The organism is Actinacidiphila guanduensis, assembly GCF_900103985.1.
In the GTDB taxonomy this organism is placed as follows: Bacteria; Actinomycetota; Actinomycetes; order Streptomycetales; family Streptomycetaceae; genus Actinacidiphila; species Actinacidiphila guanduensis.
Genome location: NZ_FNIE01000013.1, coordinates 222773 through 247602, shown reverse-complemented (window position 1 = coordinate 247602; position 24830 = coordinate 222773). Strand labels below are relative to the sequence as shown.

Here is a 24830-nt window from a genome sequence, read left to right as displayed (position 1 = left end):
TCAGCTGACGGCAGACTGAGCGTCGGGGGCGGCTGCTGTCCAGCAGCCGCCCCCGACGCGCGCGTGGCTCCTCGACGCCCGCCGGAATCGCTCAGAGCCTGCCCAAGTCCGGGCGCCCGCTGACGGCGACCGTGGGCAACTCCGAGTCCTCCACCAGGTCACGGGGCAGGGACAGCCCGAAGTGCCGCTCGATCACACCCAGGGACATCGCCAACCTCTGGGCATAACGCCCCGCACCCACCTCCATCACGCTGCCGTCCGGCAGCAGGACGCCCGCACCTCGTAGGTCCGGGTTCAGCAGATCGGGGGTACTGCCCCATCGGCGGCCCTCTTCGGCCAGGCCGAAGGAGCACGCCAGTTCTCCACCGACCGCATACGAGAACATCGGTGGCGGATGGCCGGCCTGCGGATCGAGGTTGACCGCCGCCGCTCCGGTACTCCGGGACAGTTCGGCGAGGAAGGCGCGCCGTGCGCCGCGGGCTTCGCCGTACTCCGCCGCGAACGCCCAGCCGCCGGCATCTCCCAGGCGGGCGACGCCGACCTCGGGATCACCGAGCAGAGCCTCGACGTCCCGCCCCCCGGCGAGCACCGGCCGCTCCGTCGGGTCCGCCGCCAACCGCGACGCCAACTCATGGACCCCGATGCCCTGTACGAAGGTCACACTGAAATACCAGGATGCGTGGGCGAGCCATCCCAGACCGCTCTCCACAACCTCACCGATCCCGCTCGGAGCCCGACGGGTCCTGCCGCGCGAGCGGTTCCGAGCCTGCTCGGCTTCCATGGGGCGATGCTACGTGAAGCTCACTTCAACAGGCGGGGATCCGGCCGCGGGCGCCGGGTTCGCCACACACCGGCGCATCACCGGACGGCCCAGGCATGACGGGGAACGCCAGGGGCCGGCGGTGGCCCTCGGGCGACGACGCCTCGCACCGGGGAGAACCGAACGCCCGATGCCCCCCTGACCCGGGGCACCGAGCGTTCGGCCAGCGTCCCGGGAGTCGCGGAAGCGGCTTGCGGGACGGCCTCGACAACGTTGTCGAGCGATGCCAGTCATCATGCTAGAGCGCCGCACCCGGCGCAAGCGGGGTGCGGCCTTCCATCACGGCGGAATCCGGCCCGAACCCACCCGGGGACGGCCCGAGGGACGCGTGAGGTTGAATGGTGGACGAGCGGGGCCGTCCGGGTGTGCGCACCCTGGCGGCCCGAGGAGCGCTCGGCAAGCGACGTCGGTTGTGAAGGTTGGGCACTGGCAGGTGAGTTCGCACAAACCCCCGACCCTGGCTAGCCTCGTACCGGCGGTGTTCCTGCCGGTCCTGATCTTCGAGACGGGGATGGGCGCGCTCGCGCCGGTGCTCGCGCTCAGCGGCCGCGCGCTCGGCGCCGGCGTCGGCACCGCCGGGCTCGTCCTCGCCCTCCTCGGCGTCGGGCAGATCCTCGGCGACGTCCCCGCCGGCGCGCTGGCCGCACGGCTCGGTGACCGCAAGGCGATGCTGGTCGCCTCCGGCGTCACCGCGGTGACCCTCACCGCGTGCGCGCTCGCCAGGACCGTGTGGGAACTCGCGCTGGCCGTCACGGTGACGGGGGCCTCGAACGCGGTCATCGTCCTGGCCCGCCAGTCGTACCTCACCGAGGTCGTGCCGCCCGGGCTGCGCGCGCGGGCCCTGTCCACGCTGGGCGGCATGTCGCGGGTGGGCGCCTTCGTCGGGCCGTTCCTGGGCGCCGCCGTGCTCGCCGGGCACCCGGTGCACGACATCTACTGGCTGGCGCTGCTCTGCACGGCTGTCACCGTGGTGGTGCTGCTCACCGTGCGGGACGTGGCGGAACCGGCGGCGGCGCAGGAGCGCGAGCACACCCCCGTACGGTCCGTGCTGCGCGACCACCGCAGGGTCTTCCTCACGCTGGGCCTCGCGGTGCTGCTGGTCGGCTCGGTGCGGGCCACGCGGCAGACCGTGCTGCCGCTGTGGGCCGAGCACCTCGGGCAGAGCCCGTCGTCCACCAGCGTCGTGTTCGGCATCGCGGGGCTCGTGGACACCCTCACCTTCTACCCGTCGGGCCAGGTCATGGACCGCGCCGGCCGCCTGTGGATCGCGGTGCCCTCCATGCTCGTCCTCGGTGCCACCCAGGCCGCGCTCCCCCTCACCCACGGCCTGGTCTCGCTCACGGTGGTGGCGATGCTGATGGGCTTCGGCAACGGGATCGGCAGCGGCATCCTCATGACCCTCGGCGCGGACGTGGCCCCGCCCCGGACCCGCTCGCAGTTCCTCGGCGTCTGGCGCCTGTGCGCGGACTCCGGCAGCGCGGGCGGCCCCCTCGTCGTCTCGGCCGCCGCCTCCCTCGGCAGCCTGGCCGCGGGCATCTTCGCCATGGGCGCGGTGGGTATCGCCGCCGCGGGCGCCCTGCTGCGCTGGGTCCCCCGCTACTCCCCCTACGCCACGAAGGGCACCCGCCACCGCAGCCTGCGCGTCGCGGGCGCCGACCCGGCCGCCCAGCCCCCGCCGACGACGCCACCACCGGCCCCACCACCGGCCGGCCCGGCCCCGGCCCCGTCCGACCCCACCGACGCCGCCTGAGGCCCCCCTACCGGGGCCGGGAGCGGAAGGGCCGGGGCGTTGCCGGCGATCGTGAACGGTGCCCGACCGGGGTGCCGGTGGTGAGGAGCGGTCCCCCGCGCGGGCTGCCCGTGCTCACGCCGGCCCCACCGGGCACCCACGGCTTCTCCCCCTACAACTGCGCCAGGGCCACCGGTTGCGGGACCTCGCAGGCCGTCTCCACCTCGCGTGCGCCTCCGCTGCGGCCCGCGGCCAGAAGCGTCTGCATGACGTCCAGCACGTGCAGCGCGAGGTCCGCCGAGGCGCGGTGGGGGCGGCCCTCGGCCAGGGCCGCGGCGAGGTCGGCGACCCCCGCGCCGCGCGCTGCGCCGACGTAGCCGGCCGACGGCGGCAGCACCGTCCAGTCGGGCTCGCCCGGGTGGCGCAGCCGGACCTCGCCGTCGAAGCCGTTGGGGTCGGGGACGGCGAGGGAGCCCGCACTGCCGTGGACCTCGATGCGGGGCTGGGTGGAGGCCACCACGTCGAAGCTGGTGACCAGGGTGGTGATGGCGCCGGAGGTGTGGACGAGGATCCCGGCCACGTGCGTGTCCACCTCGACGTCGAAGACTGTGCCCGCGCGCGGCCCCGAGCCGATCGTGCGGGTGGGGCGGGAGCGGCTGGTGGCGCCGAGGACGCGCTCCACCGGGCCGAGCAGGTGGACCAGCGCGCTGAGGTAGTAGGGGCCCATGTCGAGCAGCGGGCCGCCACCGGGGCGGTAGTAGAACTCGGGGTCGGGGTGCCAGCTTTCGTGGCCGGGCGAGACGAACACGGCGTTGGCGGCGACGGGTCGGCCGATCAGACCGTCGGCGACGGCCTTGCGTGCGGTCTGGGTGCCGGTGCCGAGCACGGTGTCGGGTGCGCAGCCGACGCGCAACTCCCCTGCTGCGGCGAGCAGTTCCCGCGCCTGGGCGGTGTCGAGGGCGAGCGGTTTCTCGCCGTAGACGTGCTTGCCCGCGGCGAGTGCGGCCGCGGCGACCTCGGCGTGGGCCGCAGGGACGGTCAGGTTGAGCACGAGGTCGACGTCCGGGGCGGCGAGCAGGTCGGCGACCGGCAGGGCGCGGGCGCCGGGTGCGGCCGCGCGGGCGGCCTCGGCGCGGGCGGGGTCGAGGTCGGCCAGCGCGGTGACCTCGATCTGCGGGAGTGCGGCGAAGGTGCGCAGATAGGCGCCGCTGATCCTGCCGAGTCCCACGATGCCGACGTTCAGCGGGCCGCCCATGTCATCCCCCGTTCCACGAGCGTCCGGATGCCGGGCGCGTCCAGGTCCTCCAGGCGGTGCCCCACCGTGCACACGAACACCCGGCCGCTGCCCCACGTGCGGGTCCAGACGGCGGGCGAGACCACGGGCTCCGCCCAGGGGTCGCCCGGCAGGGAGGGGACGGTGGTGGTGGCGAGCACCTCGTTGTGGGTGTCGGCCAGCACCCAGTACTGCTCGGTGTGGACGGCGAGTTCGGGCAGGCCGGCGACGATGGGGTGCCCGGCGTGCTCGGGCACGATGTCGACGCGGTAGTCGACGAAGCCGCGCGGGTGGCAGGCGAACTGGCCGCCGATCAGGTGGAGGTAGTCGCTGCTGTTGCGGAAGGAGTCGGCGATGCCGCCGTGCCAGCCGGCCAGGCCCGTCCCGGCCGCCACCGCGCCGGTGAGGCCGGTGAGTTGCTCGCGGGTGATGGTGCCCATGGTCCAGCACTGCACGATCAGGTCGGTGCGGGCCATGAGGTCGGCGTCGGCGTAGGAGTCGAGGGAGTCGGAGACGGTGGTCCCGAAGCCGGAGCGCTCCAGGAACGGCAGGAAGCTGTCGGTGGTCCCGACGGGGGAATGCCCCTCCCAACCGCCGCGGACGACAAGGGCGTTGCGAAGTGTCACTGTGCGGGTCCTCCAGCGTCGTCGGGTCGGGGTGCGTCGTGGAGTACGGGTCGGCACGGGTCGCTACGGAAGTTGCGCAACTTCTCTCGCCAATACGTGCGGCGGGCAGCTCGATTGCTCGAACCTTCCACCATAAAAGGCTACTGGCTCACGAAAGTTGCGCAACCACGCCTCGGCGGCACATCCTTGCGGGATGAAGCGCGCGAAGCTGGCGGACATCGCGGCCGCGGCCGAGGTGACGGTGCCGACCGTCTCGAAGGTGCTCAACGGGCGCAGCGACGTCTCGGAGCGGACCCGGGCGCGGGTACTGGAGCTGCTGGAGGCCGCGGGCTACGAGCGGCGGCCGGCCGAATTCGCGGGGCCCGTCGGGCTCGTGGACCTGGTGATGGACGGCGTGGAGGGGTCGTGGGCGACCCGGGTGCTGGGCGGCGCCGAGCAGGCCGCGGCCGAGGCGGGGTGCGACGTGGTGGTGCTCTCCGCGCGCGAGGTGCGCGCGGGCCGGGACTGGGTGGACCGGCTGGTGGCGCGCGGCTCCACCGGGGCGGTGCTGGCGCTGGTCGATCCGGCGCCCGCCCAGCGGGCGCGGCTCGCGGCGGCCGGGGTGCGGCTGGTCGTACTGGACCCGGGGGTCGAACCGGCCTTGGGGCTGCCGAGTGTCGGGGCGACCAACTGGGCGGGCGGTTATGCCGCCGTGCACCATCTGCTGGGGCTCGGCCACATCCGGATCGCCGCGCTCGGTGGGCGCGAGGACCAGCTCAACAGCCGGGCCCGGCTGGACGGTTACCGCTCGGCGCTCGCCTCGGCGGGGGTGCGCGCCCGGGCGTCCTGGGTGCGCTACTCCGATTGGAGCCGGGCGGAGGGCGCCCGGCAGGCGGCCGCGCTGCTGCGGGTGCGCGAGCCCCCGACGGCCGTCTTCGCCTGCTCCGACCACCTCGCGCGCGGCGTCTACCAGGCCGCGGCGGACCTGGGGCTGTCGATCCCGGGCGACCTGAGCGTGGTCGGCTTCGACGACCTGCCCGAGGCGAGCTGGCTGACACCCGCGCTCACCACGGTCCGCCAGCCCGTGCGGGAGATGGCGGCCGAGGCGGTCCGCCTGCTCCTGCGCCTGCGGTCCGGCCGGACCGAGGAGGCGGGCCGCGTGGAGCTCTCCACGAGCCTGGTCGAGCGGGCGAGTACGGCTCCGCCTCGGTAGGGGCGGCTCCTCGCCGTTGGGGTTCGCCGCCATTGCCGACTGCCGCCCGGTTGGCGGTTGCGCACGCAGTTCCCCGCGCCCCCAAGAACGGCAACCTGTCTGCCCCACGGAGGTCCGACGCCGACGCAAGGACGGTGGTCTCTTCTGGGGGTGCCCCCTCTGGGGGAGCCGTTCCCCGCGCCCCTGAAGAACGTGCCCTTTGCGCACACAGCGAGCCCCGTACGGCCAAGGGGTGCTGGGGCGGCCTTCGGTTGCGGCAGCGTCGCCGGTGCCGGCCCGCCCGTAGCCGCCGTGGACCTTACAAAGGGGTCCCGTTGAGCGCGGCGGCGGACCCGGTAGGGGGAACCGCACCGGTCGCGGTGCCCGGCGCCATGGTCAACACCGGGGCCGTCAGCCGCTCTTGCAGCTCGTCGAGCAGGCGGCGCAGGCGGTGGCCGTCCGGGGCCAGGGCCGTGACCAGGGCGGCGGGGCCGGTCAGCGGGGTGAGGGCCGCGACGCCGTCCGGGCCGGTGGTGGGCGTCACGTAGGGGGCGGGCGGGGTCAGGTCCGGGGCGACGTAGAGGAGTTGGCCGACGGCGCGGTAGCCGCCGAGGACCGCGGGGCCGTCCCAGCCGGGGCTTGCGCCGGGGCCGAAGGACAGCTCCTGGTCGAGCAGGGTACGGCCGGCGAGCACCACGGTGAGGCGGGTCGCGAGGTCGCCCGTCGGCTCCGCGTGCCGCCCGAGGATCTGCTCCTCGCGCAGCAGCAGGCAGGCACCGTCGGCGAGTTCGGCTCGCGTGGCCATGCGCAGGCGGCTTCCGGCGGCGGCGATCACCGGCTCGGGCAGCCAGTCCAGCCGGGCGCCCGTGCCGACCCGCAGCCGCACGTCGTAGGCGGCCTGCTCGCCGTGCGGCCCGGGCAGCGACACGGTGGCGGCCGACGCGCCCACGGTGAGGTGCGCGCCCGGCTCCGCCTCGGCCTCGATCCGCAGCCGGTCCCCGCCGAGCGGCGCCGACATGGCCCCCACCACGGTGACGTGCGCGGCACCCGGCGCGGGTACGGGCCCGGTCCGGCGCAGCGCGAGCGGCCCGTCCCCCGCGAGCAGCGGCAGCGCGGTCCCTCCGCGCCCGTCCGCCACGGCCCTGATCCGGGCAACGGCCCGCACCCCGCGTGAGGTTGCCGCGGTCAGCACGGCACCCCGCCCACGCGCAGCGCTTCCCCACCCCGGCCAACGGCCGCTACCCCTTGCAAGGTTGCCGCCGTCGCGACGGCAACTCCCGCGCACCCGTCAACCCACGCCCGGCCGTGGGCAACCCGTCCCTCTCGTGCACACGCCGCCGTCACCACGACAGCTCCGGAACCCGCGCCGGCCCCCGCCCGACCCCGGTCAACGGCCCCTACACCTCGTAGGGTTGCCCCCGCCCCCACGGCAACTCCCGCACCCGCGCCGGCCCCCGCCCGGCCACGGGCAACCGCCCGCTCCCCCCGCGCAGCCCTTGCCGTCACATCCGCCCCTTCCGCACACCGTGCGGCACCGCTCCGGCCGCCCCGCAGGACAACCCCCTCGGCCGGCGCAGCGTGCCTCACACGCCCACCGCCGTCCACGCGGCCAGCCGGCTCTCCACCCAGGAGGCCACCGGGTCGATGCCCGCCTCGGCGCGGACCGAGGTGAAGACGACCGGCAGGTCGCCGCGCTGAGCGGCGGCGTCGCGGGCCATGCGGTCGAGGTCGGACCCGACGTACGGCGCGAGGTCGGTCTTGTTGACCACGAGGAGGTCCGCGGTGGTGACACCCGGGCCGCCCTTGCGGGGGATGTCGTCGCCGCCCGCCACGTCGATGACGAAGATCTGCGCGTCGACCAGGCCGCGGGAGAAGGTCGCCGTGAGGTTGTCGCCGCCGGACTCGACCAGGACCAGGTCGAGCGGGCCGACTGCGGCCTCCAGGTCCTCCACGGCCTCCAGGTTCGCCGAGATGTCGTCGCGGATGGCGGTGTGCGGGCAGGCCCCGGTCTCGACGGCGGCGATGCGCTCGGGCGGCAGGACAGCCTCGCGGAGCAGGAAGTCGGCGTCCTCGCGGGTGTAGATGTCGTTGGTGACGACGGCGATCCGCAGCCGGTCGCGCAGCGCGCGGCACAGCGCGGCCACGGTGGCCGTCTTGCCCGAGCCGACAGGTCCGCCCAGGCCCACCCGCAGGGCGCGGGAGCCGGGTTCGGCGGCGCTGTGGGCGTAGCGCTCGGGGAACACCTCGGGGTGGTCCAGGTGCATGGTCGGCTCCTTGGGGGTGGGTGGGCGGTCAGGAGGCGAAGAGCCGGACGGGCCAGGCGGCGTGCGCTTCGGCGAGCACGTCGAGCAGGGGCGCGCCGGGCGCCGGCAGCGTTCCGGGCCCGTCGGCCGCCGCGCGCCGGCCGGCGGCGGCGGCCTCGGCGGCGACGGAGTCGGTCTCCGCGGCGAGGCGGGCGAGCACGGCGGCGGCGTGGAAGGGGTCGAGGCCGAGCAGGCGGACCGCGGCCGTCGCGGGTGCGCTGACACTCTCGTACGCGGCGGCGTAGGCGGCGTCGAGCGGGCCGAGTCCCGCGGCGGCCGCGGCCAGGCCGAGGACGACGGGCTGGTGGGCGCCGCGGGGCAGCGCGGCCGCGAGGTCGTCCAGGGCGGGGGCGGGCCACACCGCCCGTGCGGCGCGCAGGAGTTGGCGGCCTAGCCGGCGGGAGACGGTGCGCAGCGCGGCGGAGGGGGTGCGCGCGTCGGCCGCCTGGTCGAGGCCGAGCGGGTCGGCCCCGGCGGTCGCCGCCGCGGCCAGTGCGGCGGCGACCAGTCCTGTGGTGTGCAGCCGGCCGCGGCAGTGCGCGGCGAGCGATGCGGCGTCGTGCACGCGCCCGTCGGCGACCGCGGCCTCGACGCCGCCGGAGTGCGCGTGCCCGCCCGCGGGGAACCGTCCGTCGGCGAGCAGCAGCAGCGCCGCCCGCGGCCCCTGCCCGTACCCGCCCGGAAATCCCCGTCCCGGCTGCTGCTGCACCTCGCTCACCCCGGCCCTGTTCAGAAGAGGAAGTAGCGCTGGGCCATGGGCAGTTCCGCGGCCGGGGACGGTTCGACCGGTTTGCCGTCGATGCGGACGGTGAAGGTGTCGGCGTCCACCTCGACGTGCGGGCGCGCGTCGTTCTCGCGCATGTCGGCCTTCGTGACCGCGCGGGTGGAGGCGGTGGCGGTGAACTGCTTGGCGAGGCCCAGGCGTTCGGGCAGGTTGTCGTCGAGGGCGTCCTGGGTGACGAAGTTGACGCTGTTGGCGGCGGGAGCGGCACCGACACCGCCGAACATCGGCCGGGGCAGCACGGGTTGGGGGGTGGGGATGGACGCGTTGGCGTCGCCCATCTGCGCGTAGGCGATCTGGCCGCCCTTGAGCACGAGGTCGGGCTTCACGCCGAAGAACGCCGGCTCCCACAGCACGAGGTCGGCGAGCTTGCCGGGCTCCACCGAGCCGATCTCGGCGTCCATGCCCTGGGCGATCGCCGGGTTGATCGTGTACTTGGCGACGTAGCGGCGGGCGCGGTGGTTGTCGGCGGGGCCGTCGCCCGGCAGGGAGCCGCGGCGGCGCTTCATCACGTGCGCGGTCTGCCAGGTGCGCAGCGCCACCTCGCCGATGCGGCCCATGGCCTGGGAGTCGGAGCTGATGATGCTGATCGCGCCCAGGTCGTGCAGCACGTCCTCGGCGGCGATGGTGGACGGCCTGATGCGGGACTCGGCGAAGGCGAGGTCCTCGGGGACGGCCGGGTTGAGGTGGTGGCAGACCATCAGCATGTCGAGGTGCTCCTCGACGGTGTTGACGGTGTGCGGGCGGGTGGGGTTGGTGGAGGACGGCAGGACGTGCGGCTGGGAGACCACGGTGATGATGTCGGGGGCGTGCCCGCCGCCGGCGCCCTCGGTGTGGTAGGCGTGCACGCCGCGGCCCGCGATGGCGGCGAGGGTGTCCTCGACGAATCCGGCCTCGTTCAACGTGTCGGTGTGGATGGCCAGTTGGGCGCCGGAACGCTCGCACACCGACAGGCAGGCGTCGATGGCGGCGGGGGTGGCGCCCCAGTCCTCGTGGATCTTGAACCCGACGGCGCCGGCCCGCAGTTGCTCGTGCATCGCCGGCTGGTCCACGGTGTTGCCCTTGCCGAGCAGGCCGACGTTGACCGGGAAGCCGTCCAGGGCGGCGAACATCCGGGCCAGGTGCCAGCGGCCGGGGGTGATGGTGGTGGCCTTGGTGCCCTCGGCCGGTCCGGTGCCGCCGCCGACGACGGTGGTCACGCCGGTGGCCAGCGCCTGCGTCATCAGGGTGGGCGAGATGAAGTGCACGTGGGCGTCGATGGTCCCGGCGGTCAGGATGCGGCCGTTGCCGGCGATGACCTCGGTGTCGGGGCCGATGACGAGGTCGGGGTGGACGCCGTCCATGGTGTCGGGGTTGCCGGCCTTGCCGAGCGCGGTGATCCGCCCGTCGAGAATGCCGACGTCGGCCTTGACCACGCCCCAGTGGTCGAGCACCACCGCGCCGGTGATCACCGTGTCGGGGGCGCCCTCGGCGCGAGTGGCGCGGCCCTGGCCCATGGACTCGCGGATCACCTTGCCGCCGCCGAACACCGCCTCGTCGCCCGCGTGGCCGGGCCCGCCGGCGAGGTCCTGCTCCACTTCGATCAGCAGGTCGGTGTCGGCGAGGCGGATGCGGTCGCCAGTGGTGGGCCCGTAGAGGCCGGCGTATACGGCCCGGGACAGTTCAGGCACGGTCGGGCCCCTTTCCTTCGGCTCCTTCGGCGGCCGCATCGTCGTCGAGCGGCCCGGCGACCTCGCCGCGCAGGCCCGCGACCACGCGGGCGCCCGCGATAGGCACGAGTTCGACCTCGGCGGGGATGCCCGGCTCGAACCGCACGGCGGTGCCGGCGGCGATGTTCAGCCGCAGCCCGCGGGCGGCAGCCCGGTCGAACCGCAGCCCGGGGTTGGCCTCGGCGAAGTGGTAGTGGGAGCCGACCTGCACGGGGCGGTCGGCGGCGTTGAGCACGGTGAGCCGGGTGACGGGGCGGCCCGCGTTGAGGGCCACCGCCCCCTCGCCGTACAGGATCTGACCGGGAATCACGTGGTGGCCCGCCCCTCAGACGATCGGCTGGTGGACGGTGACGAGCTTGGTGCCGTCGGGGAAGGTCGCCTCGACCTGCACCTCGGCGATCATCTCGGGGACGCCGTCCATGACGTCCGCGCGGGTGAGCACGGTCCGTCCGGAGGCCATGAGTTCGGCGACCGTGCGGCCGTCGCGGGCGCCCTCCAGCAGGTGCGCGGTGATCAGCGCGACGGCCTCGGGGTGGTTCAGCCGCAGCCCGCGGGCCCGCCGCCGCTCGGCCACGTCGGCGGCCACGTGGATCAGCAGCCGCTCCTGCTCATGGGGGGTCAAGCGCACAGCCACACCTCACAGTCTCCGGACCCGCGAGATTACGTCCGCGGGGTTTCGACCGCGTTAACGGCTGTTACGGGCGGCGGTCACCCGGCTGCGGGCCCCGGTGCTCGGCGGCGATGCCGAACCTGTGCCGTTCGCCCGTGGCGGACGAGCCGGGGCCGACCGAGGAGACCGTGCTGATCACCTGGTCCTCCTGCTGGGCGTCGAGATCGCGCAGTCGTTGCAGGTCAGCGGCGGACACCAGGGCGACGAGCGGCTTGCCGTGCCGGGTCAGCACCACCTGCTCCCCGCCGTAGACCACGCGGTTGATGAGCTCGGCGAGCTGCGCGCGCGCTTGTGTCACCGGAACGTCATGGGTCATGCTCCCCATCATAACGAGATGTACGTCCTGTACATTTTGAAGAGATGGAGGTGTGTGCCATGCCCGATCCCACGGCCCGCTACGTCCTGCCGGAGTTCACCGAACGCACCAGCAGCGGCGTGCGCACCATGGACCCGTACTCCAAGCTGCTGCAGGAGCGGATCGTCTTCCTGGGCACCCCGATCGACGACACGTCGGCCAACGACGTGATGGCCCAGCTCATCCACCTGGAGAGCGCCGCGCCCGACCAGGACATCCACCTGTACATCAACTCCCCCGGCGGCTCCTTCTCGGCGATGACCGCCATCTACGACACGATGCAGTTCGTCACCTGCGACGTGGCCACGGTCTGCATCGGCCAGGCCGCCTCCGCCGCGGCGGTGCTGCTGGCGGCCGGCGCGCCCGGCAAGCGGATGGCCACCCCCGGCGCGCGCGTGCTGATCCACCAGCCCTCGCTGTCCGAGGCGACACAAGGGGACGTCTCGGACCTGGAGATCCAGGCGAACGAACTGCTGCGCACCCGCGAGCAGTTGGAGACCCTGCTGGCGCGGCACACCGGCCGGGCGCCGGAGCAGGTGCGGGCCGACATCGAGCGCGACAAGGTGCTCGACGCGCAGGCCGCGCTGGACTACGGGCTGGTGGACCGGCTGACCAGCAGCCGCAAGGCCCCGGCCGCACCCGGTCCGCGGTGAGCCGCGGTGGTGCCGGAACTGCCGCCGCTGCCCGCCCTCACCCGCTCCGAGGGCGAGGTGGTCGACTGCTACCTGGACGCGGTGGACCTGATGGGGCGGATCAACCCCGCCCGCACCACCGACACCTACGCGGCCCTGCGGGCGGCCCAGGCGCTGGCCTCGCGCGCGGTGGCGCTGCGGGACGCGCTCGCGGTGATGCACCTGCGCGGTGAGACCGAGCTGCACCACGCCACACTCGGCCGGGCGCTGCGGGTGCTGGACGGGGAGCGGCGCACCGCCCGGGTCACCCTGCCGCCGGAGCGGCCCGGCCCGCAGGACTGATCCGGCACCCGGGACCGTACGGGGCTCCCGCCCGGGCGTCCCGGCGGCTCGCCCCGCCGCCGTTCCGTGCGGGTATCCGCGCCCGCTCCCCCGCGCCCCGGACCGAACGCACCCCGCCGGCACCCTTCGTCACCATCCGTGACCGGATTCCGACGCGCCGGGCTCAGCCCCCTGGCGTAGCGGAATCCGGCGCGCATTCGGGTCCGCCGTTGCGCGTGTCGGCTGGACACGGCCCGTCGGCCGCCGCGTCGGCGCAGTTCAGGCGGCGGGCGGGGGCCGGCGGGGCGGCCGCGCGGGAACGCGGTCCACTCCGATGGACATTCTGTGACGAACCTCACATAGCGCGTTTCTGTCACGGCGCGGACACGTCGTGTGCGCAACCATCCGTGGTGACGACAAGCCCCCGCCGCCGTGGCGGGGCGGTCCGCGCGGACGCCCAGTCCTGCCGGCGCGCGGATGCCAGGTCGACACGAGTGCAACGGCAGGAGCGGAGGACCCAGCACGACGGGTGGGCCCGGGAGCACGCCGAGACGGCGTCCGGACCGCCCTTGGGGTGAAGCCGCAGCATGCGGCCGGGCGACTTCGCCAGCCCGAACCCGACAGGTCATCCTTCGCAGGCCGTGACGAAGGGTTGCGCATGTCCACGCCCAACCGCATCTCCTCCAGGCCGGCCGGGCCCGGCATCCCGCGGCTCGCAGCCGCCTCCCTGTTCACCGCGGCGGCCGTCGCCGTCCCCTCGCTGCTCCCCGGCGCCGTCCAGCAGGCCGACGCGGCCACCGTGGCCGCCAAGGCGCTCGGTGTGGCGGCCTCCAAGAAGGGCGCGCCCTACCAGTGGGGCGCCACCGGCCCCAACCGGTTCGACTGTTCGGGGCTGACCCTCTACTCCTTCAAGCAGGCCGGCAAGAAGCTGCCGCGCACCGCAGCGGCCCAGTACAACGACACCCGGCACGTCGCGGCCGGCTCCCGCAAGGTCGGCGACCTGGTGTTCTTCCACTCCGGCTCGTCGACCTCGTCGGTCTACCACGTCGGGATCTACGCCGGCGGCGGCAACATCTGGCACGCGCCGAAGACCGGTGCCGTGGTCCGCCTGGAGCACATCTGGACCAGCAGCGTCTGGTACGGCCGGGTGTCGTGACGCGAGGCGGCGGCCGCGGCGCGGCGCCGCCCCGGAACGGGGAGCGCCCTGCCGCGGCCGCCGCCTCGCGGTCGCCGTGCGGTCACACGGCCGGCAGCAGCTCCGGTCCCTGCGGCTGCTCGGCCGGCACCCCGCGCCAGGGCACGTAGTACGGGTTGCGCACGCAGTCGGCGAGGATCTCGGACTTCGTGGGCTTGTCGACCGGGCAGGCGCCGACCACGAAGCGGCGGGCGATGCCGCCGGGGAACGCCACCTCGTGCTGGTCGGCCCACTTGTGGGTGTCGCCGATGGTGGCGTTGACGTCGATGCCGCCGGGCGCGTCCACGTAGTAGTTCCAGGCCGACCTCCACTGCTTGTACAGGTCGTGGTCGTAGCTGGTGCTCACGAACGGCGAGGGCTGGTTGACCAGGACGTAGGCCGCCAGGTCGTACTGGCCGTCCTGCGGCGCCTTGGGCGCGAAGCCGTCGTGGAAGACGATGGCGGGGGCGCGGCCGTCGGCGCGGTAGAGCTCGCCGCAGCTCGTGCGGTACGTCGGCGGGTCGGGCACGATGCGGTGCACGTCGACGCTGCGGTCGGCGGCCGCGAAGAGCGGGTCGTGCACGGCCGGGCAGAAGGCGGGCGCGGGCACAGGTGCGGATGCGGGTGCCGCTGCCTGGGCGGCGGCGGGCGCCGTCCCGTCCGCACCGGTGGTGTGGGCGGTGGCCGGCCCCGCGGCGGACTGCGTGGCCAGCACGGCGGTCAGGGTCAGCACGCCGGCCGCGGCGAGCGACCGGACTCGGTTGGTGATCATGCCGGGCAGCCTGCCGGGCGCATGTGCACGCCCGTGCCAACGTCACCCGATCGTAGGCGAGTCGGGGCTTTCGCGGCGCCGCGGCGGGCGGCGGCGTCAGAGCACCGGGGCCGCCCAGGGCAGCATGATCCACACGGTCTTGCCGCCGTCGCTCGTCGGGGTGATGTCGAGCCGGCCGCCGAACTCGGCGAGCAGGTGGCAGACGATCACCATGCCGCGGCCGCTGTCCTGTTCTGCGGCGAGCGGCACTTCGCGGGGCCATCGCGGATGGCCGTCGGTGAATCCGATGCGCAGGTGCTCGGTCCGCTCCAGGCGGAGGTCGATGGTGAAGTCGGGTGAGAGGCCGCAGGTGTGCAGCACGGCGTTGGTGGCCAGTTCGGAGACCATCAGGCGAATGGAGTCAAGGGGCGCGTCCGGCGGCACCCCCCACTCGCCGAGCCGTGCGCACACGTAGGACCGTGCTGTGGCGACCGACCCCGGGTCGCTCGGCAGGGTGACGGACGCTTCCTGAAGATCTGCCATGGCGACGCTGTTCCCTTTCCCCGCCCTGACCGGTCTCCGGTGCGCACGCGGCACGCACCGTCGGGTCCGGTACGGCTGGTACGCGCCAGAGTGTCATCCATCGTGCCGCCGTTGCCCGTGCCCCGCGCGCAATGCATATATCTGTCGCTCAAAACGGTGAACTCTGCGGCGGGAGAACGCATTTGGTCGGCAGACTGTCGTATCGCAGAGGACCGACCGTTTGCCGTGACTTCAGGAGGCGCAAGAGACCATGGAACGAGTCCCCGCCGTACGCCGGCGCAGACTCGGCGAGGAACTGCGCCGGTTGCGCGATCTGGCCGGGCTGACCAGTGGAGAGGCCGCCAAGCGGGCCGGCTGGCACCAGTCGAAGGTGAGCCGGATCGAGACCGGCCGCAGCAGCGTCCGCCCCGAGGACGTGGCCACGCTGCTGGACGTCTACGCCGTGCGCGACCGCGACCTGCGCGAACTGCTCGCCACGCTCGCCGGACGCGGCTACCAGCGCGGCTGGTGGCACGACTTCCGCGACGTGCTGCCGGTGGAGTACCGCGACTTCATCACGCTGGAGACCGGCGCATGCCGGGCCCGCTCGATGGAGAACAGCGTGGTGCCCGGGCTGTTGCAGACCCCCGCCTACGCCCGCGCGCTGACCCGCGAGGTGATGCCGCACCTGACCGAGAAGGAGGTCGAGGCGCTGGTGGATGTGCGCATAGCCCGGCAGGCCGTGCTCCACCAGGACCGGCCGCTCGAACTGTCCGCCGTGCTGGACGAGTCGGTGCTGCGCCGGACGGTGGGCGGCCGCGAGGTGATGGCCGACCAGCTGCTGCACCTGGAGCAGGCCGCGAGCCTGCCTCAAGTGCACCTCCAGGTACTGCCGTTCACCGCGGGCGGGCACCAGGGGCTGGTGAATTCTTTCGTCATCTTCTCATTTCCGCGCACTGCCGATCTCGACGTGGTGGTTGTCGACCATTTGACGAGTAGTCTTTACGTCGATCGGAAAGAGGACATCGCGGCGTACGGAGCAGCGTTCGCCCGATTGGCCGCCCGGGCGCTTCCCCGGGCCGACTCGACGGATATGATCACCCGCATCCGTAAGGAGGTTTCATGACGACGCTGCCCCGTTCCATTTCCTCCAGCGTGACGCTTTCCGGCGTGACATGGCGACGCAGCAGCCACAGCACGGCAGCGAACAACTGCGTGGAGACCGCGCGGCTCCCCTCGGGGGCCACGGCGGTGCGGGACTCGAAGGACGTCGAGGGTCCGGCGCTGCTTTTCACGCCGGACGCCTGGACGTGTTTCGTGCGGGACGTCTCGGACGGTTCGCTCGGGCCCGTGTGAGGCCCGGGCCTCGATGTCCGCTTCAGATGCGGCCCGGGTCCTGCCCGGGCCCGTCTGACACCTCTCCCCCGCCCGGCGGCGCGGTCCGCGCGATGACGTCGACCGCGCCGCCGATCTCACGGCCCGTCAGGTCGCCGCGGGCGGTGAGCCGCAGCCGGGACACCCCGTCCGGCACAGACGGCGGCCGGAAGCACCCCACCGCGACCCCTTCCGCCCGGCAGCGGGCCGCCCAGTCGACGGCCTCCTGCGGCGAGGGCGCCCGCACCGACACCACGCAGGCGTCCGGCGCGGTGGCGTCCAGGCCCCGCGAGGTCAGCCGCCGGTGGAAGCCGCGGGCCACCGCCCTTGCCTGTCCGGCCCGTTCGGGCTCGGCCCGCAGCAGCCGCAGTGCTTCGAGCGCGGCCCCTGCGGCGGCCGGCGCGAGGCCGGTGTCGAAGATGAACGTGCGGCCGGCGTTGACCAGGTGGTCGATCACCGCGGCGGGGCCGAGCACCACCCCGCCCTGCGCGCCCAGCGCCTTCGACAGCGTCGCCGTGCACACCACGTCCGGCGCCCCCGCCAGCCCGGCGCCGTGCGCGCTGCCGCGGCCCCCCTCACCGAGCACGCCGAGCCCGTGCGCGTCGTCCAGCAGCAGGGCGGCGCCGTGCGCCCGGCAGGCGGCGGCGAGCGCGGGCAGCGGGGCGGCGTCGCCGTCCACCGAGAAGACCGCGTCGCTGACCACCACGGCCTCGCCGCCGTGCCCGGCAAGGGCCTTGCGCACCGCCTCGGGGTCGGCGTGCCGCACCACCTCGGTGCGGGCCCGCGACAGCCGGCACCCGTCGATCAGGGAGGCGTGGTTGCCCGCGTCCGAGACGAGCAGGGTGCCCGCGTCGGTGAGCGCGGTGACGGCCGCGAGGTTGGCCGCATAGCCGGAGGCGAAGACCAGCGCGGCCTCGAAGCCGGTGAAGTCGGCGAGTTCTGCCTCCAGTTCGGCGTGCAGGGCGGTGCTGCCGGTGACCAGGCGTGAGCCGGTGGCACCCGCGCCCCAGCGCAGGCACGCGTCCGCGCCGGCGCGCACCACCCGCGGGTGGCGGGCGAGCCCGAGGTAGTCGTTGCCGGCCAGGTCCAGCAGCGCGGACTCCGCCGGGCGGGGCCGCAGTTCGCGCCGCAGGCCAGCCGCCCGGCGGCTGCGGTCCTGCTCGGCGAGGCGGCCGAAGGGGCTCGGGATGCTGTTCACGGTCAGCAACGTAACGCGCCCGCCCGCGCGCGGGCGGTGTGGGGATGCACACAGTCAGGGGCCCCTGCTTGTGCGGTGCGCCATTGGCCGGGCCCCCTGCCGTGGGACAGGATGGCGCGTATGGACCTGCTGACCGCACTGGTGGAGAAGGGGCTGCGCCGCGAGCAGCCGACACGCGAGGAAGCGCTGGCCGTACTGGCGACCTCCGACGACGACCTGCTCGACGTGGTCGCCGCCGCGGGGAGGGTGCGCCGTGAGTGGTTCGGCCGCCGGGTCAAACTCAACTACCTGGTCAATCTCAAGTCCGGGCTGTGCCCCGAGGACTGCTCGTACTGCTCCCAGCGCCTGGGCTCCCAGGCCGACATCCTGAAGTACACCTGGCTCAAGCCCGACCAGGCCGCCGCCGCGGCGAAGGCCGGGGTGTCCGGCGGCGCCAAGCGGGTCTGCCTGGTGGCCAGCGGACGCGGCCCGACCGACCGCGACGTGGACCGGGTCTCGCAGACGATCGAGGCGATCAAGGAACAGAACGAGGGCGTCGAAGTCTGCGCCTGCCTCGGGCTGCTCTCCGGCGACCAGGCCGAGCGGCTGCGGGCGGCGGGCGCCGACGCCTACAACCACAACCTCAACACCTCCGAGGGCACCTACGCCGACATCACCACCACGCACACCTTCGCCGACCGTGTCGACACCGTGCGGCAGGCGCAGGCGGCGGGCCTGTCCGCCTGCTCGGGGCTGATCGCGGGCATGGGCGAGAGTGACGAGGACCTGGTGGACGTGGTCTTCTCGCTCCGCGCGCTGGACCCGGACTCGGTGCCGGTGAACTTCCTGATCCCCTTCGAGGGCACCCCGCTGGCCAAGGAGTGGAACCTCACCCCGCAGCGGTGCCTGCGCATCCTGGCGATGGTGCGATTCGTCTGCCCCGACGTCGAGGTGCGCCTGGCAGGCGGGCGCGAGGTGCACCTGCGCAGCATGCAGCCGCTCGCGCTGCACCTGGCCAACTCCATCTTCCTGGGCGACTACCTGACCAGTGAGGGCCAGGCGGGGCAGGCCGACCTGGACATGATCGCCGACGCCGGCTTCGAGGTGGAGGGCGCGGGCACGACCACGCTGCCGGCCCACCGCGCGGCCGCGGAATCGCTGTGCGGTGCCGGCTGCGGCCACGAGGAGGCCGGCGGCTGCGGCGCGCACGCCGGCGCCGGCTGCGCGCACGGCGAGGCGGCAGCCCCCGTAACCGCCCTCGCAACCGCACCCGCACCCGCACCCGCGACCGCCCCCGCACCGGCCGCCGCCCCCGCGGGCGCCGGGCCCCGCACCGACCTGGTCGCCGTGCGGCGCCGGGGCGCCGGGACGGACCTGCCGCCCAATGCCTGAACCGCTCGCGCCGGACGTGCTGCTGGACCTGGACCGGCAGCACGTCTGGCACCCCTACGGGCCGATGCCCGGCCGGCAGCAGCCGCTGGTCGTGGAATCCGCCTCGGGCGTGCGGCTGCGGCTGGCCGCGCCCGCCGAGGGCCGCACCGAACTCGTGGACGGCATGTCCTCCTGGTGGTCGGCGATCCACGGCTACCGGCACCCGGCGCTCGACGAGGCCGCGCGGGCCCAACTGGCCCGGATGAGCCATGTGATGTTCGGCGGCCTCACCCACGAGCCCGCGGTGCGGCTGGCAGCGCGGCTGGTGGAGGTCACGCCCGAGCCGCTGCGCCACGTCTTCCTCGCCGACTCCGGCTCGGTGTCGGTGGAGGTCGCGCTCAAGATGTGCCTGCAGTACTGGCGTTCGCTCGGCCGCCCGGACAAGCGGCGGCTGCTGACCTGGCGCGGCGGCTACCACGGCGACACCTGGCAGCCGATGTCGGTGTGCGACCCCGAGGGCGGCATGCACCACCTGTGGTCCGGCGTGCTGCCCGAGCAGGTCTTCGCCGACGCCCCGCCGCAGGGCTTCGACGCGCCCGTCGACCCGGCGTACGAGGCGCACCTGCGGGACCTGGTCGCCCGGCACGCGCACGAGCTGGCCGCGGTGGTGGTCGAGCCGGTCGTGCAGGGCGCGGGCGGGATGTCCTTCCACCACCCGGGATACCTGCGGGTGCTGCGCGAGGCGTGCGACGAGCACGACGTGCTGCTGGTGCTGGACGAGATCGCCACCGGCTTCGGCCGCACCGGGCGGCTGTTCGCCGCCGAGCACGCCGGGATCGCCCCGGACGTGATGTGCGTCGGCAAGGCCCTCACCGGCGGATACCTCACCCTGGCCGCGGCCTTGTGCACCTCGCGGGTGGCCGAGGGGATCTCCCGCGGCGAGGTGCCGGTGCTCGCCCACGGGCCGACGTTCATGGGCAACCCGCTGGCCGCCGCGATCGCCTGCGCCTCCCTGGACCTGCTGCTGGAGCAGGACTGGGCCACGGAGGTCAAGCGCATCGAGTCCGGCCTGCGCGAGGGCCTGGCCGCGGCGGCGGACCTGCCGGGCGTGAAGGACGTACGGGTGCTCGGCGCGATCGGCGTGGTGCAGCTGGACCACGAGGTGGACATGGCGGCGGCCACCCGGGCCGCGGTGGGCGCGGGGGTGTGGCTGCGCCCGTTCCGCGACCTGGTCTACACGATGCCGCCCTACGTGACCGGTGACGAGGACGTGGCGCGTATCTGCGCCGCGATGGGAAAGGCGGCCCTGGCGGGCTGAGCCCCGCAAGGCAGGCCCGGGCGTCTCGGCGCTTCGGGGACGGACGAGGAAAGGCGCTCGACAGCATGGCGATCGTGGTGGTGACCGGAACCGGCACCGAGGTGGGCAAGACGGTGGCGACGGCGGCGGTGGCGGCCGCCTCGCTCGCGCAGGGGCTCAGCGTGGCGGTGCTCAAGCCCGCGCAGACCGGCGTGGCCGAGGGCGAGCCGGGCGACGCCGCCGAGGTGGCGCGGCTGGCGGGCGAGGTGACGGCGGTGGAGCTGGCCCGCTACCCCGAGCCCCTGGCGCCGGCCACGGCCGCCGCCCGCTCCGGGCGCCCGCCGGTGACGCCCCAGGACATCGCGGAGGCGGCCGCCAAGCTGTCCGCCGTCCACGACGTGGTCCTGGTCGAGGGCGCCGGCGGGCTGCTGGTGCGTTACGACGAGCAGGGCTCGACGCTCGCCGACGCGGCGGCCCTCATGCACGCCGGGGTGCTGCTGGTGGCCTCCCCGGCGCTGGGCACCTTGAACACCACGGCGCTGACCGCAGAGGCGATGCGCTCGCGCGGGATCACCTGCCTCGGCCTGATCCTGGGCCGCTGGTCCGGCGCCGCCGGCCTGGCCGAGCGCTGCAACCTCACCGACCTGCCGGCCGTCGCCGGGGTGCCCCTGCTCGGCGCCCTGCCCGAGGCGGCCGCGGCCCGGCCCCCGGCGGAGTTCCGCGCCCGGGCGCCGCAGTGGCTGGCCCCGCAGCTGGGCGGGGTGTGGGACGCGGCCGCCTTCGTCCGGGCGTACGGGCTGCCGGCGGACCGTGCGGCCGGCGGAGCCGCGGGCGGGCCCGGCGCCGCACCGGCGGGGGTCCCGGACGGCGTACCGGCAGGTGGTGCGGACGGCGTACCGGGGGTCGCGGACGCGGCGCCGGCAGGCGGTGCGGACGGCGCGCCGGCGGGGTTCGCGGGCGCGCCGGCCGAGGCTGCCGCGCCGGGGGTGCCCGACCTGCCGCAGGCCCCGGTCGAGCAGGCGGCGTCCGCCGTGGACGCTCCGGCCGCCGGCGACCCCGGCGTCTCCCAGCAGCCGCCCGTGGCCGGTTGAGGGCGCGGCCTCAGGCCGACCAGGCGCGCAGTTCGTCGGCGATCCGGGAGAGGTCCGCGTGGTCCTGCCGGATCAGCCGGGCCAGGTCGCGCACCTGGGCGGCCGAAGGGTTCACCTTGCAGCCGTCGGCGACCAGGTACGCGTAGGCCACGGCCGTGGCGAACAGCGCGTTGGAGCGCTCCAGCGCGGGGACGTGGAGCAGCAGTTGCAGCAGGGCGGCGGCGCGGGTGTGGGCGTCGGCGTAGACGGGCCGGCCGAAGATCTCGGCGCGGTGCCGTTCCACCGCGGCCACCAGCGCGCCCCAGTCGGTGACCTGGGGGTCGCCGGGGGTGTTGCGCTCGGCGACCATGAGCAGCCAGGCGAGGTCGATCCTCAGGGTCAACGGGCGCTCTCGCCCGGGCCGGCCGGTGTGTCGGACTCCTCGTCGAAGACCGCCTCGTACCGCTGCATGAAGTCGGCGGCGGCCTCGACGAACGCCCGCCCGTTCTCCCCCTCGTCCTGGCGGACGAGCTCTTCGATGTAGCGGTTCACGCTGATGCCGCGCTGCGAGGCGCGCTCCCGTGCGGTCTCCGCGGTGGCCTGGTCCACCCGCACGTTCAACTGGGTCTTCGCCATGACACCACGCTAGCGCTGGGGCGCTAGTAGCGGCAAGGGCGCCTGCTGCTGCCGCGCCCGCCCCCGTCTCGCTGCGCGGAATCCCGCCCGCCGCCGCGTGCCTGCCTGCTTGGCTGGCCGGTATGAGCGATCTTCGGATACGGCCCGCGGGGGCCGGCGACACTGCGGCGGTGCTGGACTTCTGGCGGGTGGCGGCGGAGGGCACGAGCATCTCCGACGACGAGGAGGGCGTGGCGGCCCTGCTCGTACGCGACCCCGAGGCGCTGCTGCTGGCCGAGCGGGACGGGCGCCTGGTCGGCTCGGTGATCGCCGGGTTCGACGGCTGGCGCTGCCACCTGTACCGGCTGGCCGTGCACCCGGACGCCAGGCGGCAGGGTGTGGCGCGGGCGCTGCTGGAGGCGGCCGAGGAGCGGTTCCTGGCGCACGGCGGGCGGCGCGCCGACGCGATGGTGCTCACCGCCAACGAGCGGGCGCAGCACGCCTGGCGGGCATCGGGGTACGCCCCGCAGGAGCAGTGGCGGCGTTGGACGAAGCCGCTGGGGTAGGCGGCTCCGCGAGGCCCGCGCGGTGACCTGGTGGAGGGTTCGTGCCGTGCGGCGCCGGTGCCCGTGACCGACGATGGGGAGCGAGGTGGTGCGATGATCGAGACGCTCCTCGTGCTGGTGGCCGTGCTGCTCTGCTTCGCCTGCGGCGTCTTCGTCGCGGCGGAGTTCTCGCTGACCACGGTGGAGCGCGGCGATCTGGAGCGGGCCGCGCGGGAGGGCGAGCGGGGGGCTCCCGCCGCCCTGTCGGCCGTGCGCTCGCTGACCGTCCAGCTCTCCGGCGCCCAGCTCGGCATCACCGTGACCGGCCTGGTCATCGGCATGCTCGCCGAGTCCTCGGTGGCCAAGCTGCTGCGCGGGCCGCTGCGGGCCGCCGGGCTGCCCGAGTCGGCGGCCTCCTCGCTGGCGCTCGTGCTGGGCACGGGGCTGTCCACGGTGGCGCTGATGGTCATCGGCGAGCTGGTGCCCAAGAACTGGGCGATCTCCCGGCCGCTGCCGGTGGCGCGGACCGTGGCGCCCGTGCAGCGCGCCTTCACCGCCGCCTTCGGCCCGCTGATCCACCACCTGAACAACACCGCCAACCGGGTGCTGCGCCGGATGGGCCTGGAGCCCGCCGAGGAGCTGGACTCCGCGCGCGGCCCGCAGGAGCTGCGCGCGCTGGCCCGCCACTCGGCCCGGGCCGGCGCCCTGGAGGCCGACACCGCCGAGCTGTTCGTGCGCACCATCGGCTTGTCGGACCTGACGGCGGAGAACGTGATGACCCCCCGGGTGCAGGTCACGGCCCTGGAGGAGCACGCCACCGCCGAGGACGTCGCGAACGCCACCCGCGCCACGGGCCTGTCCCGCTTCCCGGTCTTCCGCGACACCCTGGACGCCGTGGTCGGCACCGTCCACATCAAGGACGTCCTCGCCGTGCCCGCCGACCGGCGCGCCCGCACCCCCGTCACCGACCTGATGCGCGAGCCGTTCCTGGTGCCGCAGTCGCTGCCGGTGGACCGGCTGCTGGACCGTTTCTCCGGCCGCCGCTCGATGGCGGTGGTGATCGACGAGTACGGCGGCACCGCGGGGGTGGCGACGCTGGAGGACATCGTGGAGGAGGTGGTCGGCGAGGTCCGCGACGAGCACGACCCGCTGGAGCTGCCCGACCTGCTCTTCCTCTACGAGGACCCCGACGGCCGCCGGGTCTACGACGCGGACGGCGCGGCCCGTACCGAGGACCGGCTGGAGCGCATCGGCCTGCACGCGCCCGAGGGCCCCTACGAGACGCTGGCCGGGCTGGTCGCGCAGCGCCTGGGCCGCATCCCCCGGCGCGGCGACGTGACCGTGCTGGGCGGCTGGCGGATCGAGGTCACCGACGCCTCGGGGCACCGTGCGGCCCGGGCCCGGCTGGTCTCGCCGCCGCGCGACACCGGGTCGGTCCGGGCGCCCGACCCGGGCCCCGGCCCGCACCCGGCGCCGCCCTCGCGCGAGTCGCGGGCCGCCGCCCGGCGCAACGGCGGGAGCGGCCGGTGATCGCCGTCCAGCTGGTCGTCGGCCTGCTCACCCTGGTGGTGAACGCCTTCTTCGTGGGCGCGGAGTTCGCCCTGATCTCGGTGCGGCGCGACCAGGTCGAGCCGCGGGCCGAGAGCGGGGACCGCAGGGCGCACCGGGTGCTGTGGGGTCTGGAGCACGTCTCGGACCTGCTGGCGGGCTCGCAGCTCGGCATCACCGCCTGCACCCTGGTGCTCGGCATCGTGGCCGAGCCCGCCATCGCGCACCTGGTGGAGCCGGTGTTCAAGGCGGCGAGCGTGCCGCACGACGCCGTGCACCCGGTCTCCTTCGTGCTGTCCCTCGCGGTGGCCACCTATCTGCACATGCTCTTCGGCGAGATGGTGCCCAAGAACGTGGCGCTGGCCGGGCCGGTGCGCACCGCGCTGCTGCTGGGGCCGCCGCTGGTCGCCTTCACCCGGGCCCTGCACCCGCTGATCGTCACGGTGAACGCGCTGGCCAACGCGGGGCTGCGGCTGGTGCGGGTGGAGCCGCGCGCCGAGGTCACCTCGGTCTTCTCCGACGACCAGCTGTCCCGGATGGTGGTGGACGCCGGTGAGGCCGGGCTGCTGGACGAGCGGGCCGCCGAGCGGCTGCGCGACGCGCTGGAGCTGGGCCGCCGCCCCGTCGGCGAGCTGGTGATCGCGCCCGAGGAGGTGGTGCGGGCGCCGCTGGGCGTCACCGCCGACGGCCTGGAGGAGCTGAGCGCCCGCACCGGACTGTCCCGCTTCCCCGTCGCCGACGAGGACGGGCGCGTGCTCGGCTACCTCCACGTCAAGGACGCGCTGGACGCCGAGCCGCACGACGCGCCCCTGCCGCGCTCGGCGCTGCGCCGCATCCCGCGCCTGGGCGCGGCCACCCCGCTGGACGACGCCCTGACCGCGATGCGGGCCGCCCGCGCCCACCTGGCCGCCGTGGTGGACGACCAGGGCCGCGGGATCGGCCTGGTCACCATGGCCGACGTCCTCAAGGAGCTGGTGGGCCAGGGCCGCGGCTGAG

The 24830-nt window shown here is 74.8% G+C and carries 27 protein-coding genes, 1 pseudogene and 1 riboswitch; of the genes and pseudogenes, 13 read left to right on the top strand and 15 right to left on the bottom strand.

Going from position 1 to position 24830, the window contains the following annotated elements:
* Nucleotides 1-91: 91 nt before the first annotated feature.
* Nucleotides 92-781 (bottom strand): DUF6461 domain-containing protein, encoded by a 690-nt coding sequence (locus BLR33_RS26815; RefSeq protein ID WP_245771682.1) that lies wholly within the window; start codon nucleotides 779-781, stop codon nucleotides 92-94.
* A gap of 517 nt (nucleotides 782-1298) precedes the next feature.
* Here BLR33_RS26815 and BLR33_RS26810 point away from each other — a divergent pair.
* The gene (locus tag BLR33_RS26810; RefSeq protein WP_218136707.1) at nucleotides 1299-2570 is read left to right on the top strand and encodes an MFS transporter; all 1272 of its coding nucleotides are present in this window, start codon (nucleotides 1299-1301) and stop codon (nucleotides 2568-2570) included.
* Nucleotides 2571-2721: 151 nt separating this feature from the next.
* Here the strand turns inward: BLR33_RS26810 and BLR33_RS26805 are convergent, their stop codons facing one another.
* Entirely contained in the window at nucleotides 2722-3804 is a 1083-nt protein-coding gene (locus BLR33_RS26805; protein WP_093787180.1) for a Gfo/Idh/MocA family protein, read from the bottom strand.
* Nucleotides 3789-4448 (bottom strand): ThuA domain-containing protein, encoded by a 660-nt coding sequence (locus BLR33_RS26800; RefSeq protein WP_093787179.1) that lies wholly within the window; start codon nucleotides 4446-4448, stop codon nucleotides 3789-3791. The genes BLR33_RS26805 and BLR33_RS26800 overlap by 16 nt, the downstream gene beginning before the upstream one ends.
* A gap of 193 nt (nucleotides 4449-4641) precedes the next feature.
* Here BLR33_RS26800 and BLR33_RS26795 point away from each other — a divergent pair, with 193 nt between their 5' ends.
* On the top strand, nucleotides 4642-5640 hold the full coding sequence (locus tag BLR33_RS26795; RefSeq protein ID WP_093787178.1) for a LacI family DNA-binding transcriptional regulator: 999 nt from the start codon (nucleotides 4642-4644) through the stop codon (nucleotides 5638-5640).
* A 298-nt stretch (nucleotides 5641-5938) separates the two neighbouring features.
* Here the strand turns inward: BLR33_RS26795 and BLR33_RS26790 are convergent, their stop codons facing one another.
* The 7 genes from BLR33_RS26790 to BLR33_RS26760 all read right to left on the bottom strand — a co-directional run bounded on the left by BLR33_RS26790 (nucleotide 5939) and on the right by BLR33_RS26760 (nucleotide 11398).
* Nucleotides 5939-6757 carry an urease accessory protein UreD gene (locus tag BLR33_RS26790; protein WP_245771681.1) on the bottom strand — a complete coding sequence of 273 codons (819 nt, stop codon included), beginning with the start codon at nucleotides 6755-6757 and terminating at the stop codon, nucleotides 5939-5941.
* Between the two features lie 445 nt (nucleotides 6758-7202).
* Complete coding sequence (gene ureG / locus BLR33_RS26785) at nucleotides 7203-7883, bottom strand: urease accessory protein UreG (protein ID WP_093787176.1); 681 nt, start codon at nucleotides 7881-7883, stop codon at nucleotides 7203-7205.
* 28 nt (nucleotides 7884-7911) lie between these two features.
* Entirely contained in the window at nucleotides 7912-8631 is a 720-nt protein-coding gene (locus BLR33_RS26780) for an urease accessory protein UreF (protein ID WP_245771689.1), read from the bottom strand.
* 20 nt (nucleotides 8632-8651) lie between these two features.
* Nucleotides 8652-10373, bottom strand: a complete 1722-nt coding sequence (locus BLR33_RS26775) for an urease subunit alpha (RefSeq protein WP_093787175.1) — start codon at nucleotides 10371-10373, stop codon at nucleotides 8652-8654.
* Nucleotides 10366-10722, bottom strand: coding sequence for an urease subunit beta (locus tag BLR33_RS26770; RefSeq protein WP_093787174.1), 357 nt, complete (start codon nucleotides 10720-10722; stop codon nucleotides 10366-10368). Before BLR33_RS26770 ends, BLR33_RS26775 begins: the two co-directional genes overlap by 8 nt.
* A 15-nt stretch (nucleotides 10723-10737) precedes the next feature.
* On the bottom strand, nucleotides 10738-11040 hold the full coding sequence (locus tag BLR33_RS26765; protein ID WP_093787173.1) for an urease subunit gamma: 303 nt from the start codon (nucleotides 11038-11040) through the stop codon (nucleotides 10738-10740).
* Between the two features lie 67 nt (nucleotides 11041-11107).
* Entirely contained in the window at nucleotides 11108-11398 is a 291-nt protein-coding gene (locus tag BLR33_RS26760) for a type II toxin-antitoxin system Phd/YefM family antitoxin (RefSeq protein ID WP_093787204.1), read from the bottom strand.
* Between the two features lie 59 nt (nucleotides 11399-11457).
* Here BLR33_RS26760 and BLR33_RS26755 point away from each other — a divergent pair, with 59 nt between their 5' ends.
* From BLR33_RS26755 to BLR33_RS26745, 3 genes are all read left to right on the top strand, one after another.
* A complete protein-coding gene (locus BLR33_RS26755) occupies nucleotides 11458-12090 on the top strand; it encodes an ATP-dependent Clp protease proteolytic subunit (RefSeq protein WP_093787172.1) in 633 nt (210 codons plus the stop codon).
* 6 nt (nucleotides 12091-12096) lie between these two features.
* A complete protein-coding gene (locus BLR33_RS26750) occupies nucleotides 12097-12411 on the top strand; it encodes a hypothetical protein (RefSeq protein WP_093787171.1) in 315 nt (104 codons plus the stop codon).
* Nucleotides 12412-12924: 513 nt separating this feature from the next.
* Nucleotides 12925-13046: riboswitch (cyclic di-AMP (ydaO/yuaA leader) on the top strand.
* A 2-nt stretch (nucleotides 13047-13048) separates the two neighbouring features.
* Nucleotides 13049-13546, top strand: a complete 498-nt coding sequence (locus BLR33_RS26745; protein ID WP_093787170.1) for a C40 family peptidase — start codon at nucleotides 13049-13051, stop codon at nucleotides 13544-13546.
* An 82-nt stretch (nucleotides 13547-13628) separates the two neighbouring features.
* Here the strand turns inward: BLR33_RS26745 and BLR33_RS26740 are convergent, their stop codons facing one another.
* Nucleotides 13629-14336: an ADP-ribosyltransferase gene (locus BLR33_RS26740; RefSeq protein WP_093787169.1), complete on the bottom strand. Its 708-nt coding sequence runs from the start codon at nucleotides 14334-14336 to the stop codon at nucleotides 13629-13631.
* A 96-nt stretch (nucleotides 14337-14432) separates the two neighbouring features.
* On the bottom strand, nucleotides 14433-14858 hold the full coding sequence (locus BLR33_RS26735; protein ID WP_093787168.1) for an ATP-binding protein: 426 nt from the start codon (nucleotides 14856-14858) through the stop codon (nucleotides 14433-14435).
* Nucleotides 14859-15108: 250 nt separating this feature from the next.
* Here BLR33_RS26735 and BLR33_RS26730 point away from each other — a divergent pair, with 250 nt between their 5' ends.
* Nucleotides 15109-15963 carry a helix-turn-helix domain-containing protein gene (locus BLR33_RS26730; protein WP_093787167.1) on the top strand — a complete coding sequence of 285 codons (855 nt, stop codon included), beginning with the start codon at nucleotides 15109-15111 and terminating at the stop codon, nucleotides 15961-15963.
* The gene (locus BLR33_RS26725) at nucleotides 15960-16193 is read left to right on the top strand and encodes a DUF397 domain-containing protein (protein WP_093787166.1); all 234 of its coding nucleotides are present in this window, start codon (nucleotides 15960-15962) and stop codon (nucleotides 16191-16193) included. The genes BLR33_RS26730 and BLR33_RS26725 overlap by 4 nt, the downstream gene beginning before the upstream one ends.
* 22 nt (nucleotides 16194-16215) lie before the next feature.
* Here the strand turns inward: BLR33_RS26725 and BLR33_RS26720 are convergent, their stop codons facing one another.
* Nucleotides 16216-17409, bottom strand: coding sequence for an 8-amino-7-oxononanoate synthase (locus BLR33_RS26720; protein ID WP_245771680.1), 1194 nt, complete (start codon nucleotides 17407-17409; stop codon nucleotides 16216-16218).
* Between the two features lie 120 nt (nucleotides 17410-17529).
* Here BLR33_RS26720 and bioB point away from each other — a divergent pair, with 120 nt between their 5' ends.
* The 3 genes and pseudogenes from bioB to bioD form a co-directional block, all read left to right on the top strand.
* Nucleotides 17530-18780: a biotin synthase BioB gene (gene bioB, locus BLR33_RS26715; RefSeq protein ID WP_093787165.1), complete on the top strand. Its 1251-nt coding sequence runs from the start codon at nucleotides 17530-17532 to the stop codon at nucleotides 18778-18780.
* Entirely contained in the window at nucleotides 18773-20077 is a 1305-nt protein-coding gene (locus BLR33_RS26710; protein WP_093787164.1) for an adenosylmethionine--8-amino-7-oxononanoate transaminase, read from the top strand. The genes bioB and BLR33_RS26710 overlap by 8 nt, the downstream gene beginning before the upstream one ends.
* Nucleotides 20078-20142: 65 nt before the next feature.
* A pseudogene (bioD, locus tag BLR33_RS34475) lies at nucleotides 20143-20838 on the top strand (dethiobiotin synthase); the annotation flags it as partial.
* Nucleotides 20839-21157: 319 nt separating this feature from the next.
* Here bioD and BLR33_RS26700 read toward each other — a convergent pair.
* A complete protein-coding gene (locus tag BLR33_RS26700; protein ID WP_093787163.1) occupies nucleotides 21158-21529 on the bottom strand; it encodes a fic family toxin-antitoxin system, toxin component in 372 nt (123 codons plus the stop codon).
* Entirely contained in the window at nucleotides 21526-21762 is a 237-nt protein-coding gene (locus BLR33_RS26695; protein WP_093787162.1) for an antitoxin, read from the bottom strand. Before BLR33_RS26695 ends, BLR33_RS26700 begins: the two co-directional genes overlap by 4 nt.
* Nucleotides 21763-21884: 122 nt before the next feature.
* Between BLR33_RS26695 and BLR33_RS26690 the strand changes: the two genes are divergently transcribed.
* From BLR33_RS26690 to BLR33_RS26680, 3 genes are all read left to right on the top strand, one after another.
* Nucleotides 21885-22307 (top strand): GNAT family N-acetyltransferase, encoded by a 423-nt coding sequence (locus tag BLR33_RS26690; RefSeq protein ID WP_093787161.1) that lies wholly within the window; start codon nucleotides 21885-21887, stop codon nucleotides 22305-22307.
* 93 nt (nucleotides 22308-22400) lie between these two features.
* A complete protein-coding gene (locus BLR33_RS26685; protein ID WP_093787160.1) occupies nucleotides 22401-23816 on the top strand; it encodes a hemolysin family protein in 1416 nt (471 codons plus the stop codon).
* Nucleotides 23813-24829 (top strand): hemolysin family protein, encoded by a 1017-nt coding sequence (locus BLR33_RS26680; protein WP_093787159.1) that lies wholly within the window; start codon nucleotides 23813-23815, stop codon nucleotides 24827-24829. Before BLR33_RS26685 ends, BLR33_RS26680 begins: the two co-directional genes overlap by 4 nt.
* Nucleotide 24830: the final 1 nt, after the last annotated feature.